Raw genomic sequence first — 15,829 nt, 5'->3', positions numbered from 1 at the left:
CAATCCGCTTTTGATACTATACAATCCGAAAAACAATAAGTCCTCATAACTTTGAAAAGTACTCGTACCTGTTGAATTACTTTGTCGATCCTGAATATTTTCCCCAAAGAGTTCTTCATAAGCGGATTCAAACAAATTCACTAATTTTTTAAATTGTTCCTCATTTAGACCTGTACTGGCCCGCCATTGTCGCTCTGTTCTTATTTCTTTTAAGGATATTGCCATTGTTTATTTTTTATCCCAAAGATAACAACTATTGAGTATCAAGCAATTACACCAGAACATCTCTATTATTAATAGTTAAAGAAACCATATAGGATTCATTTTTCTTTACCACTTCCAGCTGATGCCTCTCCGGATAGATCAGATTAAGTCGTTTTTTAATTAACTCATTTCCCAATCCATTATAGCCATTTGTAGGTTTCCGTGTAGGATCAAATTTGTTTTCACATTTCATTTTTACGGCATTTTCCTCTATTTGGATATCGATATTGATGGCATTCTGCAGCTTTTTATTATTGGTATGTTTAAAAGCATTTTCCAAAAAAGGAATAAAAACCATCGGAGCAATAGTTTTTCCATTTGCTGTGCCATTTACCTGGTAGTTCACATAATTTGCATTTGAAGTCCTGATTTTTTGAAGCGCTATATATTTATCCATATACTCCAATTCTTTGGCCAGCAAAATTTCCTCTGTTTTGGTCTCGAAGAGCATAAACCGCATAATATCAGAAAGTTTATTCAGGTAGTTGGAAGCGTCTTCTGCATTTTTTAAAATCAACACATCTATGTTATTGATGGTATTAAATAGAAAATGCGGATCGAGCTGGGATTTTACCAAAGCCAATTCCATTTCATGATTTTTCTGTACAAGTGCTTCTTTCAATTTAATTTCCTTCACCCAGGTGAGGAAACCCTGAATCACCCAGGCAATTATTCCGGAAACAAAAGCGATAAATGTCATAAATAAAATAACCCCTGCTTCAGAGTAATCTTCATCTTCGTACTCTCCACCAAGGTCGCATACTTCCCCAAATGTACCACTTAAGATACTCCAACCGACCATTGCAGCAAAATAAGCCACCATTACACCATAGACGATGGTAAGAAAAATATTCTTTTTCTCTAAAAACCTGGGAAAGAGCAGAAAATAAAACAAATAAAAAGATATGGCCGAAGGGACTAAGGCAAAAAATAAAATAGCTTTGAACGCAGCTTCAATTTTGGAATCATCTACTTCTCCCCTACTCCCATAAATGGCTCCCAGAATTACCAATACCAGCAAAAAATAACAAATCCAAAATCCTACATGTAGCAATATAACTATTGACCTCTTCATAACTCAAATTTAAGTAGTAATTCCAAAATAATCGTGTCTTATTTTGCCATAAAAGACTGATAGAGAGATTACTTTTTCTCGGAAATAATAGTACTCGGTGTGGTGCACCCGGTGTGGTGCACTGGTGCTTAAAATTATACCTGCTAAATGTCACTTGAATAATTCATATTTAAAAATGTAATATGCAAAGTGGGAAAATTTGTCTGCAAAGTGGGTTTGAAAGTTGGAATGATACCAAAAAGAAATAGCAATTGGAGAATTTTATTTACAAACAAAGAAAAATGTTTTTGTTAGCTTGATGGATATGGGATTGGAATACTTGTGTCAAAAAATGGCTTCCATTACTTTTTAAAATCATTAATGGTATTTCCATCATAACGATACACTCCATCCAAAGCACCAAACCAGATACTACCATCATGAGCTTCTAAAATTCCAAAAAGCATATTATCATTTGCTACCTTTATTTCGTTTGCAATTGGCTGGGTATTAGTCAGGAACTTTTCCTCATACCGGGAAAGTACCCAACCCTGAGTGCTTTCGGAACTTGTCCAAATATTTCCTTTTTTATCTTCGTAGATATACCCAACAAAATTCCTGGTAATATTGGTAAATTCACTACCGTCAAAACGCCAAAGACCATCCGTACCGCCCAACCAGATATTGCCTTTTTTATCTTCAGTGATAGTACGGACATTTGTAAAAGGTTTGTTATTATGGGTTAAAATGGTGAATTTTTTTCTATCATAAACGAAAGTATTGCCCCTTGTAGCAAACCATAACCTGCCTGTTTTGTCTTCAATAATAGAATTAACTTCCATTGGAGGGCGTGTAAAATCTGGAAAAGTTTTCCCTGTTCTATCTTCAATCATAGAATCTCCTTCAATCATAAAATTCTGAAAAGATTTCCCATCGTAACGACTTGCCCCCCCGTTTGCCCCAAACCAAATATTTCCTGCTTTATCTTCATAAATATAAACAATCTCATTATTGGGTAGTCCCTCCTTGGTTGTAAAGTGTTGAAAAGATTTCCCATTGTAACAATAAACACCAGAGCCTATAGACCCAAACCACAAGTTGCCTTTACTATCTTCTAAAACAGAAAAGAATCGGGCAGAACTCACTTCATTTGTAATATTGGTGAAAGATTTTCCATCGTACCGAAAAACACCCTGAAAGGTAGCAATCCAAAGGTTGCCATTTCGATCTTGCTCGATAGTACGGGTAATACTGTTAGGTCCATAGTCAGTAATAACTTCCCTGGTTAATTCAGTTGTATTTTGCGCTTCACACAAAGTACAAGGAACAAATATCCAGAACAAGATGTAAGCCTGTATGTTTTTCTTTACTTTCCCTTTTAATAATGTTTTTATCATAATTCTTAGATTTGTTTATCTAATGTTGAATTTAAATGAAAGGTTCTTCCTACACCGAGCCTGATTTGTAAAAAATTAGTAAAATGATTGTAAAAAATGTATTTACAAATTATAAAAGCTTAAATATCAGTCATATATGCCTCGTATTAGCATGCTTTTTTGGCCTCTTTGCTTTTAAGTTACTTGACCCTCCAAATAACAATTTATTGAAGAAGCAAGAACATCTTGCAATGAGGGCTATCGGTGATAATTTGTTATCAAATGCTCATGATTATCATACTCCAGTTCCACCAATTCAGCAGGTAGATTCCGTGACTTTAAGGTTAAAATTTGATAAGCCAATTACCATTGAACCGGGAGAATTGCTGAAAATATCCTTAAAACATATTACACCAGATATTGCATTAGGGGCTATCGTTCATGTGCTTGGTGCAGGTTCCGAAGAAATTGTCTACGGATTTGAGATTGACCATTTAGGACAAAAAGAAATAGCATGTCTTGGGAGAACACTTCCACAGTCATATTATTGGATAGATGTTAGTTTTTATAATCAGCAGAAAATTAGTTACAGAGGCAATGTTAATGCATTGGGTTTTGCAAGTATGTCTATTGTACTATTTACGTTTTTCGGGATTACGATATCCAAAAGAAAAATACTTGGACCAAAAAATAACAGTTTGATAGAAAAAAATGGGTTTGTACTCAACCAACAACTTAATCAAATATTTTTTGATGAAAAAATAATTCAATTAACTGACAGGGAGGCACAAATTCTAAGCATTCTGCTTATCCATGAAGGAGAGCTTGTTACCCGGGAGTATTTGATAAATGAAGTCTGGCTGAAAAAAGGTATAGTAACAGGAAGGAGCTTGGATATGTATATATCAAGATTAAGAAAGAAAATTGAAAAAACACCCAAGGTTAAAATCCTAAATCAACACGGCAAAGGATATATATTTAAAACAGGCTAAACAATACCTAATGCAATAGTTCAAGAGCTAATAGTTGGAAAAATCCTATCAGCAATCATCTTTTATTTCAAAATGTAAAAGTTCCTCCTGATGAACAAGAGGAACTTTTTTTGAAGTGATTTAATTCTTCAATTCAAACTTTCGGCTTTTAGATTCTGTAGCAGTTGGGAAATCGTCTGGAATGGGTTGAGTCACTTTTCCAGTGGCCGCCCATTCTGTTCCCCTAATCAGGGAAATTATCATTCCTACATTTTCGAAAGAATAATCTTCATGCCCCAGGGTAGTATGGAAAATCCGGCCTTTACCATATTCCAAAACCATTAGTGCCGGTTCATGTCTATCCGTAGGTGCTTTTCCCGAATTATCTTTCCCTGTGGCCAGAATGGTCATGTTTTCTGCCGGCCCTCTTAATTTGGCATAACATTCATCTTTTCCGGTTAACCACTCTTTGGGCATTCCTTTGGTAATCGGATGATCGGGAACCCGTACCGTTATAGTAATTTCATTCTGAGGACCATGAGCACCTCCGTTTCCCTTGGAATTGTCTCTCACCAACTCGCCTTCATTTGTGTAATATACATAAGGGCCATCTTTTTCATTTCTGTCACCCCAGCCACCCAGGCCAATCATTTTATTGTAGGCTTTCCAGGTGGGAAAGGAATTATCAGCCGCATGAACTGAAACAAAACCTCCTCCGGATTTTACAAATTTTTCAAATGCTTTTTGTGTTTTCTCCGGCCAGTCTGCGGCCTTCCACCCAAAGTTTGAAATGACTACATCATATTTTTTAAAATCAGGGGCAAAATCGGGATCGGTCTTGGGCGATTCCAGCTCCTCCGTTTCTCCAACTCCCGCCATGGCAAGATAATCTGCTTCTCTTTCAGCTTTCCAGGTATATTTAGAGCGAGATATATCTACTTCAAACAAACCTGTTTCTTCCAGATATTGCTTGATCATGATGGTAGATTTCGGCCAAACCTGATGGTTATTCTGGCCATCAACAATTAGTGCTTTTAACTGGGCATTTGCCGTAAATGTGCACCATAAAATAGAAACAATGCAAATAATGGTTTTCTTCATCTCTTATAAATTTGTTTATAGTAATAGTTCTGTGATTCGGTGGTCTTATGTTTTAAATTCCTGAAATTAATCATAAACTGGCAAACTACAATTTTTAGGAGATAGAGAATTATGATTATTTAATAATACGCTTTAATTCACTTCGTGACTCCATAGGATATTGATTGATTAAAAATAAGGATTACCAAATTTTAGGATACAATTTTCTGCCCTATAATTGCGAAAAACATTTAGGAGAGTGTATTTAATTCCCTGCAATTAATTAATCTTTGCATCAGAGCCAAAATTTTTTATATTGCGCTAACCTATTTTAACCGGACTAATTGATGCATTTTAACCTATTTATGACCAATTTTTTAAAACTATGAAAATCGCTAAGCTTGTTGATTATTTTATTGGAGAATGGCGATTTCAGGATATCAAAGAACTTAGACGTTCCCGTTTGCTGGTGCGGGCTTGTTTATTGACAAGCTTGTTTTCAAATAGTTATATCTGGTTTAGTGTTTTTTACGAATTTGAGAAAGGTGTTTATTTAATGATCTCCAATGTTGTTGGATTTTTATTGTTGCCCTTCTTTCTAAAAACCAGAATACCGGCCCTTTATTTGGGAAATGTATTTATCTTCATTGGCTCTTTTGCTGTCATTGTGCTCGCCATTTATTCAGGAGGGGTTTTTTCTGCAATCTATCCCTGGATTATTGCCACACCGGTATTGGCCCTTTTGGTGGTTAACAGGTTATCCGGAATTATTTGGGGAGGAATAGCCTTTCTCACTATGATTATTCTGGGGATATTTGCCCTTAATGGAATTGAATTACCGATAGAATATAACCAGTCCCTCAAAACTGAATTATATATTTCAGTCATTCCAGGCCTTTTACTCATTATATTATTCATTTCTTTTGTTTTTGAAAATATGCAGCGAAAAGCCCTGGAAGAGGTAGAAAGTAAAAATATTATCCTTAACAGACAAAAAGAAACTATAATCCAGCAATCCTCTGAGTTGGAAAAACTGGTAAATGAAAAAGACACCATCATCAGGATTCTGGCTCATGACCTTAGGAGCCCGCTTAATAATATCCTAGGTTTAACCAATCTCCTAAAAACTGATCAAAATACACCATCTGAAAGATATATTGATTTGATTTTGGAATCCACAGTAAATGCGCAGGACCTGATTGATAAAGTCCTCAAAATGGATGCAATTGAGCAAAAAGGACTGGAAATAAAATGGGAAACCACCAACCTGCAGGCTACCATCGAACACGTATTAGGCAGGATAAAAGAACAGGCTGAAAAAAAGCGCATCAATATTCGAATTAATGACCAGGCTGACAATGCCCTGGTAAAAACTGATGATACTTATTTAAAACTTGTGCTTGAAAATCTTCTTTCAAATGCCATCAAATTCTCCTTACCTGATACCACTGTAATGGTGGATATCCTAAAAATGGATGCACAATTACAGGTAAAAATAATTGATAATGGACAAGGTATAAGACCGGAAGAAGAGGGCAAATTATTTAAAAAATTCTCCAAATTAACTTCAAGACCAACTGCCGGAGAAACTTCTACAGGACTGGGGTTATCCCTTGTAAAACGATATGCCGAACTTATTGAGGCTGATGTTTGGTACGAACCTAATAAAACAGGTAATGGGGCAACTTTTGTGGTAGGGCTAAAATCTTTGGAAAAATCTATGGTTTAAAAATAACTTCTCGATTTCTAATCTATCAATTTGTGCTTTTTACTCACGCCTAAAGATTAATTTCACCTCTTTTTACTTTTTTCCAAATTCTTTTTTCACGAACTTCCATTTTAGTAAAGATAAAAAAGTAATTTTCTGATTTCTGCCTGTTTTTTTACCTATTACTTCAGCTAGCCATCCGCTTTTTTTGTGGCGTAAAGTTGCTATGCACCTTAAAAAAGTATCTTCCTGAGCTAAAATAAAGGCCTGAAAATGTGAATTTTATTTTTTCAACTTTACTTAAACAACCTTTTGGAAAACATTGTTGCCTTAAAAAAGTGCATTAATGATTAAAAACAATTATCAAGATGACTTACAAAAGTATTAACCCCTATAATGGGGAAATCCTGAACCAATATGCTGAATTATCTGAGAAAGAAACCGCTTCAAAACTAGCCAGATCAGGCACAGCATTTGAAAAATGGCGAGCAGTACCTCTGGAAGAGAGGGCAAGACTGATGAAAAATGCGGGAAATGTTTTGAGGAATAACGAAGGTAAATATGCCAAAATGATCACCCTGGAAATGGGGAAGCCGATAAAAGAATCAAAGGGCGAGGTCAATAAATGTGCCTGGGTATGTGACTACTACGCTGAAAATGCCGCAGATTTTCTCAAGGATGAGTTTATTGAAACAGACGCTCAAAAAAGTTTTGTAAAACATGAACCATTGGGCTGTATTTTAGCCGTAATGCCCTGGAATTTCCCCTTTTGGCAGGTTTTCAGGTTTGCTGCTCCTACCCTTACCGCTGGAAATACCGCCATTTTAAAACACGCCTCCAATGTATATGGCTGTGCCATTTTAATTGAAGAGGTTTTCACTGAAGCCGGATTTCCCGAAGGTGTTTTTCAGAACTTAATTGTGGGCCACGGCCAAATAGAAAATATACTTTCCCATGATGCTGTGAAGGCCGTTTCACTTACAGGAAGTGAAAAAGCCGGTGCTTCGGTTGCTGCAATAGCTGGCAAAAACCTTAAAAAATCATTGTTGGAACTTGGAGGAAGTAATGCCTTTATAGTTTGGGATGATGCCGATATTGAAAAGACTGTAAAGACTGCACTTACAGCAAGGATGCTCAATTGTGGTCAAAGTTGTATTGCTGCGAAAAGATTTATACTTGCAGACAGCATCCACGATGAATTTGTATCCCGGTTTACTGAAGCTGTAAAAAAATTAAAATCTGGAAATCCCTTAGAAGAAACCACTGAAGTTGGTCCTCTGGCCAGAAAAGATTTGGCAGAAAATCTTCAAAAACAAGTGCAGGACTCTATAAAAATGGGAGCTGAATTAGTATGGGGTGGTCAGCAAAATAAATGTTTCCATGAGCCTACAATTTTGAAACATGTGACCCCTGAAATGCCTGCTTTTAAGGAAGAAACATTTGGCCCTTTAGCCGCCATGATCAGGGCCAAGGATGTGGAGGATGCCTTCAGGTTATCTGAATTATCTCCATTTGGACTTGGGGTAACTGTATGCACCACCAATATTGAGAAAGCGATTGCCATGTCTTCAAAAGTAAGCGATGGCGCTTATTTTATAAATGAACTGGTAAAATCTGACCCAAGATTGCCTTTTGGAGGAACCAAAATTTCAGGATATGGAAGGGAACTTTCTAAAGATGGTATTCTGGAATTTGTAAACCGGAAAACGGTTTATGTGAAGTAAAGAACAGAAATTAAAAAAGCCAGCCCATCATTCCTGGTATTTACTGAATGAGCTGGCTTTTTCTTCCTATAAATTTACTTTGGAAACCCAAAGCACCGGATTTCTGGCAAATGTATTTCGCTTAACTTCAAAAACCTGAGGATCGCCATCAAGGGTTTTCCACAACTCAATGTATTTGGCCTGATTGAAAGCCAATCCTGAAAAAAGTAATGACGGTTGCCTTACCGGCCAGTTATCCCAATATAAAACATCCTGCGGATAAGGCCATTTGCTTTTATCTGCAATGTAAGGATACATAAATTCCATTCCCAGTTTCATCCCTCTTCCATCTTCGGTGGTGTATGAAAAAAGATTGTTTTCAGGTGTGGATAGAATCTGGCAAATTGTGGCAAAAGCATCTAAATTAAACAGGGAATAATTGTAGGGTTTAGTCCTGCCCAATTCTTTGGGGAAGCCCCCCTTCTCATCCATTTGTTCTGGCAATAAAACTTCTTTATACATCTTCCTGCAAAAATCCATGGCTTCCTCATTACCTGTAAGGGTGGAAAAAGCTGCTACCTGCATGGCCCAGGTACTGCTATGATTATTGCCATTATCTCTTTCATCCAGGCCGTACTGGTGAGTGGTCATCCATTCCACATATTGGGAAAACCAGTCAATTATACCGGTTATTTCGGCTTCTGACCAAACTTGAGAAGCTCTGCTAATATGTGCTGCCTGGGAAACTTCTATCAAATGAATAGTATCAATTATGCCAATTCCTCTACCTGAAACCCTGCCTTTTATGGCTTGAGCATACATCAAATTAGGATTCATTTTAGTCTCCGGATCGACAAACCAGGCCACCAAATGTTTTTTCAATTCCTCTACATATTTATCCTCTCCTGTTATCCGATAAGCTGCTCCCAAAGCACCGGAAATTTCACTTAACCGCATCACAGCTTCCCGGTGTTTGGTAAAATTATCTGGGTTGGTCATGCCGTCTTTTCGAATATAAGGTCCTTCCGGATTTTCAGGGTCTTCCCACCAATAATCTCCCTCCGAATAAAAATCATGGATTCCTCCTTCCGATCTCTCACTGGAAAAACTGGTGATGGTGATCACCTCCATGTTCATAAACTTTTCCGCCTTTTTTATAATTTCAGCCTTATCAAAAGGAGATGAAGGTACTTTTTCAACAACTTCATCCTTACCCGAATTCCCCGCTTTTTCCTGGCAGGAAAAAATCATAAAAATCAGGGCAAATAAACTCAACTTAACACACTTCATTTTTAGTTTTTTACGCTTCAATAATTTACTCCACCCAACTTTTTTCTATCTACTTGTATAATTTCTGATGTGTTTTCTTCAAAAATGCAGGATCTATTTTGATCACTTTTCGGTCATAAGTCATTAAACCATTAATTTCTACTTCCACATCCGTTGTTTGGGTGTAAATCGCCCCTGATAATCCTTTGCCAATCAGTGCTTCCAATTCATCTATATAGGAAGCATATCTTTGGGCCAGGTCTTCTTTGTTGGTAAAACTTCGGTATCCCCAGTTGTCTTTTTCCTGCCAGGTATGATTTTCTACAGGTAATCCCAATCCACCATATTCTCCCAACACAATGGCCTGCTCCTTTCCAAAAAGATCTGCCCTTGGCATCCTTGGGTCCGGATAATGGTGCAAATCCAGGATATCCCCTACATCAAAATAATTTCCACCACTGGCACTGTTCACCAATCTGGTTGGGTCAAATTGCTGTGTCCATTCTACCACCTCTACAGTTTTGAATTGTCCCCAAGCCTCATTGAAAGGCACCCATACTACAATACTTGGAAACAAACTGAAATCACTCATGATTTCTTTCCATTCAGTTTTATAAATTTCCTGGGACTCTGGTGACCTCTCAATATCCCTTCCCTCATAAGCCGGGCTGTTCATCCACTTCGGAGATTTATCTCCATTAGGCATATCCTGCCAAACCAGCATGCCCAGTTTATCACAGTGATGGTACCATCTGGCCGGTTCTACCTTCACATGTTTTCTGATCATGTTGAAGCCCATTTCCTTTGTTTTTTCGATGTCAAAAAGTAATGCTTCATCCGTAGGGGCAGTATACAAACCATCAGGCCACCACCCCTGATCCAGCGGACCAAACTGGAATAGAAATTCATTATTCAGCATCATTCTTTGCACCCCGTTTTCATCTTTTTCCAGGGAAATTTTTCGCATGCCAAAGTAACTTTTCACCTGATCTCTTGCTTTTCCTTTTTGCAAAAGGGAAATCTCCAAATCGTACAGGAATGGATTATCTGGTGACCATAATTGCATATCCGAAATAGATAAACTGGCCTCATCCTGAATTCCAATCTCCTGCTCAGCTATTACAGTTCCTTCTTTTAAAGCTTTCACCAAAACTTTATCAGAAGCTCCTCCATTTTCCACATTAACCTTTACTTTCAGGGACTTTGTATCAATATCAGGGGTGGTTTTTAAATCTGCAATATAAGCTTCCCCCACAGTTTCAAGCCAAACGGTTTGCCATATTCCGGTAACCGGAGTATACCAGATGCCTTTCGGATCTTTCACCTGCTTTCCCCTTGGCTGAGGACCTTCATCAGTAGGATCCCAAACTTTCACGACCAGTTCCTGTGCACCTCTCCCCTTTATTAATCCGGTAATATCGAAAGAAAATGGATCATAACCTCCTTGATGCAAGCCTGCTTTTTCTCCATTTATAAAAACCTCAGCTTCCCAGTCCACTGCACCAAAGTGCAATAAAACCCTGTCTTTTCCTGATTTTTTAGGTGCAGTAAAGGTAGTTTTATACCAAAGGTTATTATCTTTTCCAACCATTTTTCCTACTCCCGATAAGGCAGATTCTACCGCATAGGGAACTAATATTTTTCCATCAAAGCCAGAAGGTTGAGGATCATCTTTTGGTTTGATGGCATAATCCCAGAGTCCGTTTAGATTTTCCCAATTTTCCCTCACCATCTGTGGTCTGGGATATTCATTCAGGGGTTTTTCCGGAGAAACTTTTTCTGCCCATTCCGACATAATTTTCCCCTCTACAGGAGCCCAGTCAGACTGGGAAAATGCAGGTAGTTGTACATAAACTACGGTAATCAGTAATAATAGTGAAAGCTTCAGATTTCCCATTTTCATTTATAGTATATTTTAAAATATTGCTTCAATATTCCGGTAAGGTTAATAAAGAGTCTTCCAAACAAAATACCAATGTGATTTAAAGCCGCTGACCAGGTGCCTACCGGAATAAAACTTAAATTCCTGTGGCACCAGAGCAAATTTCTTAGTCCTTAGTCACCTGACTTCCCCACCAGTCGTTATCAGGATTAAAATCCGGGGAAAGGTATTCCATTCGTTTCTTTTCCAAATTAGGCCATAATTCGTTGACAATCCTTTCCATATGTTTTTGTTCCAACTCAGCTGTCCATTCCGGATCTTTAGTGGGATACCTTGCTCCCATTTCATCAAGCATGGCAAATAATTTTTTACTCATAGTAGATGCTCGCTCTGCATTTTCACCTGCTAAATCTGTAGTTTCTTCCAAATCATTTTTCAGGTTATACAATTCTTCTCTTCCATCCTCATAATAATGAATCAGTTTCCAATCCCCTTCCCGAATAATGGAAGAAGGTTCTCCACCCTGGTTGCCATAATGTGGATAATGCCAGATTAATGGTCTCTCGGGAAGTGTCCCTCCCTTAAGCACTGGGACAAGGCTTTTACCGTCCACATGCTGATCAGGTTTTAAATCAAGTCCGGCAAGTTCAAGAATTGTTGGGTAAAAATCTGTTCCAGACGCAGGAACCGAAGTTTTTCCTCCACCTTTGGTTACGCCCGGCACTTTAATAAAATAAGGTTCACGAATACCTCCCTCAAACTGATAGCCTTTTCCTGCACGCAGGGGCAAATTGGAAGTAGCAAAGGCATCTCCTGCGGCTACTCCTCCATTGTCAGAAGTAAACACAATAACCGTATTTTCTCCCAAACCGAGTTCATCCACTGCTTTCAAAACTTCACCGACAGCATCATCCATCGCTTCTACCAAGCCGGCATAAACGGGATTATCCTGCACCTGACGGATGGGTAAAAAATGACCCATTTCAAAGCCCTTTTCTGCAATTCCCAATTCTTCTGCTTTTTGACGATATTTTGCCCATTTTTCCTGGGTGGTTTGAATCGGGCCATGCACTGCATAAAAGGACAGATAAGCAAAAAATGGTTTTCCGGTTTCCTTAGGATGATTGGCTTTTATAAAATCTACCGTTTCAGAAGCAAGCCTCATCGAAAGATTTTCTCCATCTTTTCTGTTTTCCAGCCTTGGATTAGTGAAGGGAGAAAAATAACCTCCATTTGGGCTGCCTGCATCCCATCCTCCTTTATTGATATCAAATCCGTGATTTTCCGGCCAGGAAGTTGAATCCCCTAAATGCCATTTTCCGGCAAAAAAGGTTTTGTAACCGCCCTCTCGCATCGCTTCGGGTAAAGTGATCGCTTCAGCGGGTAATTTGTGCACATATTCCGGAGGAAGGAGTTTGTTAAACCTTCCGGCTTTTCGCCAGGCTTCTCCTGTTTTGGCTCCTATCCAGTCGGTAATGCCATGTCGAGCCGGGAAAGTACCCAGCATAATACTGGCCCTGGAAGGGCTACAAACCTGACAAGCCGCATAACCATCGGTAAAAATCATACCCTCATTGGCAATTCGATCAATATTAGGTGTCTCATAGTATTGACTTCCCATCACACTCAGATCGTGATAGCCGTAGTCATCTGCAAGAATAAATATGAAATTTGGTTTTGGTGTGGAGGTGATTGCTTTCTCTGAATCATCCTCTTTTTTACATCCCGCAATTACGATTAAAAAGATGTAGATAAGGTTTTTGTAGTTCATTTGTTGATAATCTCAATTTAGCTCATAAAATTCTTCCCTATTAAAAATTTGAAATTAAGCAATCGGAAATCCTGCTGCAATTTTTTCCATGAAAATATGGCTTGAATTGGGAAATAGCCCTACCAGGTATGAAGAAAATCCCTTTAATGAAGAAAAATTGACCAAATAAAAGACAAAAGACACCGGTTGGGTTCGGGGCTTCAATTTTTATTCAGATTTCTATATGAAATTTGTTTGTTACTTTATCTACACAAACTATGAAATTGAAAAGATTACTATTATTTCTATCTATCCTTAATTTTTTTAGTCTTCCTGCTTTGTTTGCTCAGGAGGCCAAAACTATAATTTCTGGAAAAATAGTTACAGGAGCTGAACAGCAGCCGGTGGAATTTGCCACAGTAATGATTGCTGACCCTATAGAAAAGAAACCAATAACTGGTGTGACTACCTCAGTGGATGGTTCTTTTAATGTGACAACAACCGCAACTGAATTCTACATTGAAATTAGTTTTATTGGATTTGAAACCAAGACCATCAATGATTTTGAAATAAATGATGGAAAAGTGGCTTTAGGCACAATTGATCTGGCTGAAAATGCAACAGCCTTAAACGAAATAGAAATCAGAGCAGAAAAATCCAAAACAGAATTCAAACTGGATAAAAGGGTTTTTAATGTAGGAAAAGATTTGAGCAGCACCGGGATGAGTGCTCTGGAAGTTTTGAATAACGTTCCTTCTGTTCAGGTGAATATTGAGGGGGTTATCAGTTTGAGAGGAAGCAGTGGGGTGCAAATTTTAATCAATGGAAAACCTTCCGTTCTCGCCACCGATCAGGGCGCATTGGGAACCATCACTGCTGATATGCTGGAGTCTGTGGAAGTGATTACCAACCCTTCAGCCAAATACGATGCGGAAGGTACCTCAGGGATAATCAATATTGTGATGAAAAAAGAGGAAAAAAAAGGCATAAACGGCTCTGTAACCCTGAATACCGGCTATCCTAATAATCATAGTATAGGATTGAGTGTAAACCGAAGAACCGAAAAGTTCAACCTCTTTTCCCAACTTGGCTACGGTCACAGGACATTTCCAGGAATCAATAAAACGATGAACATGGATTTGATGAATAATACCACTGTAGAAAGTGATGGGGACAGTGAAAAAAATGAAACTTTTTATAATGTGATTTTGGGTGCAGATTACCACCTCAACAAATACAATATATTTTCACTAACCGGAAATTTTGCCTATGAGTTTGAAAAGGAATATTCCAACTCCAATTTTAACTTCCTGGATGCCTCTCAAACACTGATTTCGGCCTGGAACAGAGATGAAAAAACAGAAGCGACCAACCCCAAATATCAGTACGATTTTCAATATCAGAAAACCTTTAAAAATAAGAAGGAACATGTACTGCTTTTCAGTGCACAGGGGAATTTCTTTGGAAAAGAGCAATCTTCAATTTTCGACAATACGCCAATTTCAGGAACTCCAAACGAATCCGTTCAGCAAACCAGAACTGATTTTGTGAATGCCACCTATACTTACAAACTGGATTATACCAATCCGATATCTGATAAATTTACGCTGGAATCCGGAGCTCAATATGTATTTTCAGATGTTTCCAATGATTACGCAGTTCAGGATTTGGAAGATGGAGAATGGATTGAAAATTCCGATCTGACAAACATTTTCGATTTCGACCAGAGAGTATTGGGAATTTATAGTACCCTCGCCTACAAGAATGAAGAATGGGGGGTAAAACTGGGATTAAGGATGGAAAATACAGAAGTGGAAACGCTTTTGGAACAAACTGATGAAAGGAATACGAAGGATTATGCTAATCTGTTCCCAACCATTCATACTTCCTATAAGTTTACTGAATTCATTTCTATTCAGGCAGGCTATTCCAGAAGGATTTTCCGACCTAGGATGTGGGATCTGAATCCGTTTTTCAATATCCGAAATAATTTTAATATCAGAACTGGTAACCCTGATTTATTACCTGAATTTACCGATTCTTACGAAATTACGGCCATCAATGAATTTGAAAACATCTCTTTTAATTTCGGAATTTATCACCGGTATACCACCGATGTGATTGAAAGAATTACCGAATTTCAGGATAATGTAAGTATCACAAGGCCTGAAAACATTGGAACAAACCGCTCCACAGGATTGGAATTCAACACCAAATACTCCCCATTTGAATCCCTTACCCTGAATGGAGATTTTAATTATAATTATTTCATCAGAAAGGGCTATAATGAATCCACTCCTTTTGATTTTAACGCCAGCCAATGGTCAGCCAAGCTGAATATGAGATGGAAATTACCTGCACAGTTTGAACTGGAATTGATTGGCAATTACCAGTCAAGTTACAAAACCGTTCAGTCTGTGATGGCCGATAATTATTTCGGGGACCTAGGTTTGAGGAAAAAACTGATGAAGGGGAAAACCATATTTAATGTAAGCATAAAGGATATTTTCGCAACCAGAAGAATGGAAAGCGAAACCGACCAAACCAATTTTTATCTGTACAACTACCACCGAAGAGGAAGATTCATTACCGTTGGGGTGAGTTATGGATTTGGAAAAGGTGAAGCCATGGAATTTTCCGGCCAGAAGAGGTTTTAAAAGCTAACCGAACATTCCCAAACTGGATTTAGAAAGTTTTTAAATTTTCTAAACTCAGTTTTTTTTTGAAATAAACCTATAAAATTGCACAAAATTCTATTCCAGGTTTTAAGTA

Annotated in this window: 11 protein-coding genes; 4 read left to right on the top strand and 7 right to left on the bottom strand. The window is 37.9% G+C overall.

From position 1 onward, the window contains the following. The 3 genes from A3EM_RS0113575 to A3EM_RS0113565 all read right to left on the bottom strand — a co-directional run. Positions 1-225, bottom strand: a 225-nt coding sequence (locus A3EM_RS0113575) for a hypothetical protein (RefSeq protein ID WP_026210284.1), incomplete at its 3' end; no start/stop codon positions are given. A gap of 46 nt (positions 226-271) precedes the next feature. Continuing rightward, positions 272-1,339, bottom strand: a complete 1,068-nt coding sequence (locus A3EM_RS0113570; RefSeq protein WP_026210283.1) for a sensor histidine kinase — start codon at positions 1,337-1,339, stop codon at positions 272-274. A 341-nt stretch (positions 1,340-1,680) separates the two neighbouring features. Beyond that, positions 1,681-2,715 carry a ligand-binding sensor domain-containing protein gene (locus A3EM_RS0113565; protein WP_020528763.1) on the bottom strand — a complete coding sequence of 345 codons (1,035 nt, stop codon included), beginning with the start codon at positions 2,713-2,715 and terminating at the stop codon, positions 1,681-1,683. 206 nt (positions 2,716-2,921) lie between these two features. Between A3EM_RS0113565 and A3EM_RS0113560 the strand changes: the two genes are divergently transcribed. Continuing rightward, positions 2,922-3,686, top strand: coding sequence for a winged helix-turn-helix domain-containing protein (locus A3EM_RS0113560; protein WP_169513358.1), 765 nt, complete (start codon positions 2,922-2,924; stop codon positions 3,684-3,686). Positions 3,687-3,806: 120 nt separating this feature from the next. Here A3EM_RS0113560 and A3EM_RS0113555 read toward each other — a convergent pair whose 3' ends face one another. Further along, positions 3,807-4,766: a ThuA domain-containing protein gene (locus tag A3EM_RS0113555; RefSeq protein ID WP_020528761.1), complete on the bottom strand. Its 960-nt coding sequence runs from the start codon at positions 4,764-4,766 to the stop codon at positions 3,807-3,809. A gap of 364 nt (positions 4,767-5,130) precedes the next feature. Here A3EM_RS0113555 and A3EM_RS0113550 point away from each other — a divergent pair, with 364 nt between their 5' ends. Continuing rightward, positions 5,131-6,474 carry an ATP-binding protein gene (locus A3EM_RS0113550; RefSeq protein ID WP_020528760.1) on the top strand — a complete coding sequence of 448 codons (1,344 nt, stop codon included), beginning with the start codon at positions 5,131-5,133 and terminating at the stop codon, positions 6,472-6,474. Between the two features lie 347 nt (positions 6,475-6,821). Further along, positions 6,822-8,177, top strand: a complete 1,356-nt coding sequence (locus tag A3EM_RS0113545; protein ID WP_020528759.1) for an NAD-dependent succinate-semialdehyde dehydrogenase — start codon at positions 6,822-6,824, stop codon at positions 8,175-8,177. Between the two features lie 66 nt (positions 8,178-8,243). Here the strand turns inward: A3EM_RS0113545 and A3EM_RS0113540 are convergent, their stop codons facing one another. From A3EM_RS0113540 to A3EM_RS0113530, 3 genes are all read right to left on the bottom strand, one after another. Beyond that, complete coding sequence (locus A3EM_RS0113540) at positions 8,244-9,446, bottom strand: alginate lyase family protein (RefSeq protein ID WP_044238328.1); 1,203 nt, start codon at positions 9,444-9,446, stop codon at positions 8,244-8,246. A 49-nt stretch (positions 9,447-9,495) separates the two neighbouring features. Further along, complete coding sequence (locus A3EM_RS0113535) at positions 9,496-11,322, bottom strand: glycoside hydrolase family 2 protein (protein WP_044238410.1); 1,827 nt, start codon at positions 11,320-11,322, stop codon at positions 9,496-9,498. Positions 11,323-11,473: 151 nt separating this feature from the next. Beyond that, entirely contained in the window at positions 11,474-13,078 is a 1,605-nt protein-coding gene (locus A3EM_RS0113530; RefSeq protein ID WP_020528756.1) for a sulfatase, read from the bottom strand. 257 nt (positions 13,079-13,335) lie between these two features. Here A3EM_RS0113530 and A3EM_RS0113520 point away from each other — a divergent pair, with 257 nt between their 5' ends. Beyond that, positions 13,336-15,714 carry a TonB-dependent receptor gene (locus A3EM_RS0113520; RefSeq protein ID WP_020528755.1) on the top strand — a complete coding sequence of 793 codons (2,379 nt, stop codon included), beginning with the start codon at positions 13,336-13,338 and terminating at the stop codon, positions 15,712-15,714. The last annotated feature ends 115 nt before the right edge of the window (positions 15,715-15,829 follow it).

The sequence above is a fragment of the Flexithrix dorotheae DSM 6795 genome (genome assembly GCF_000379765.1).
In the GTDB taxonomy this organism is placed as follows: domain Bacteria; phylum Bacteroidota; class Bacteroidia; order Cytophagales; family Flammeovirgaceae; genus Flexithrix; species Flexithrix dorotheae.
The sequence above is the reverse complement of the archived record's forward strand: the minus strand, read 5'-3'. Positions and strand labels throughout refer to the sequence as shown.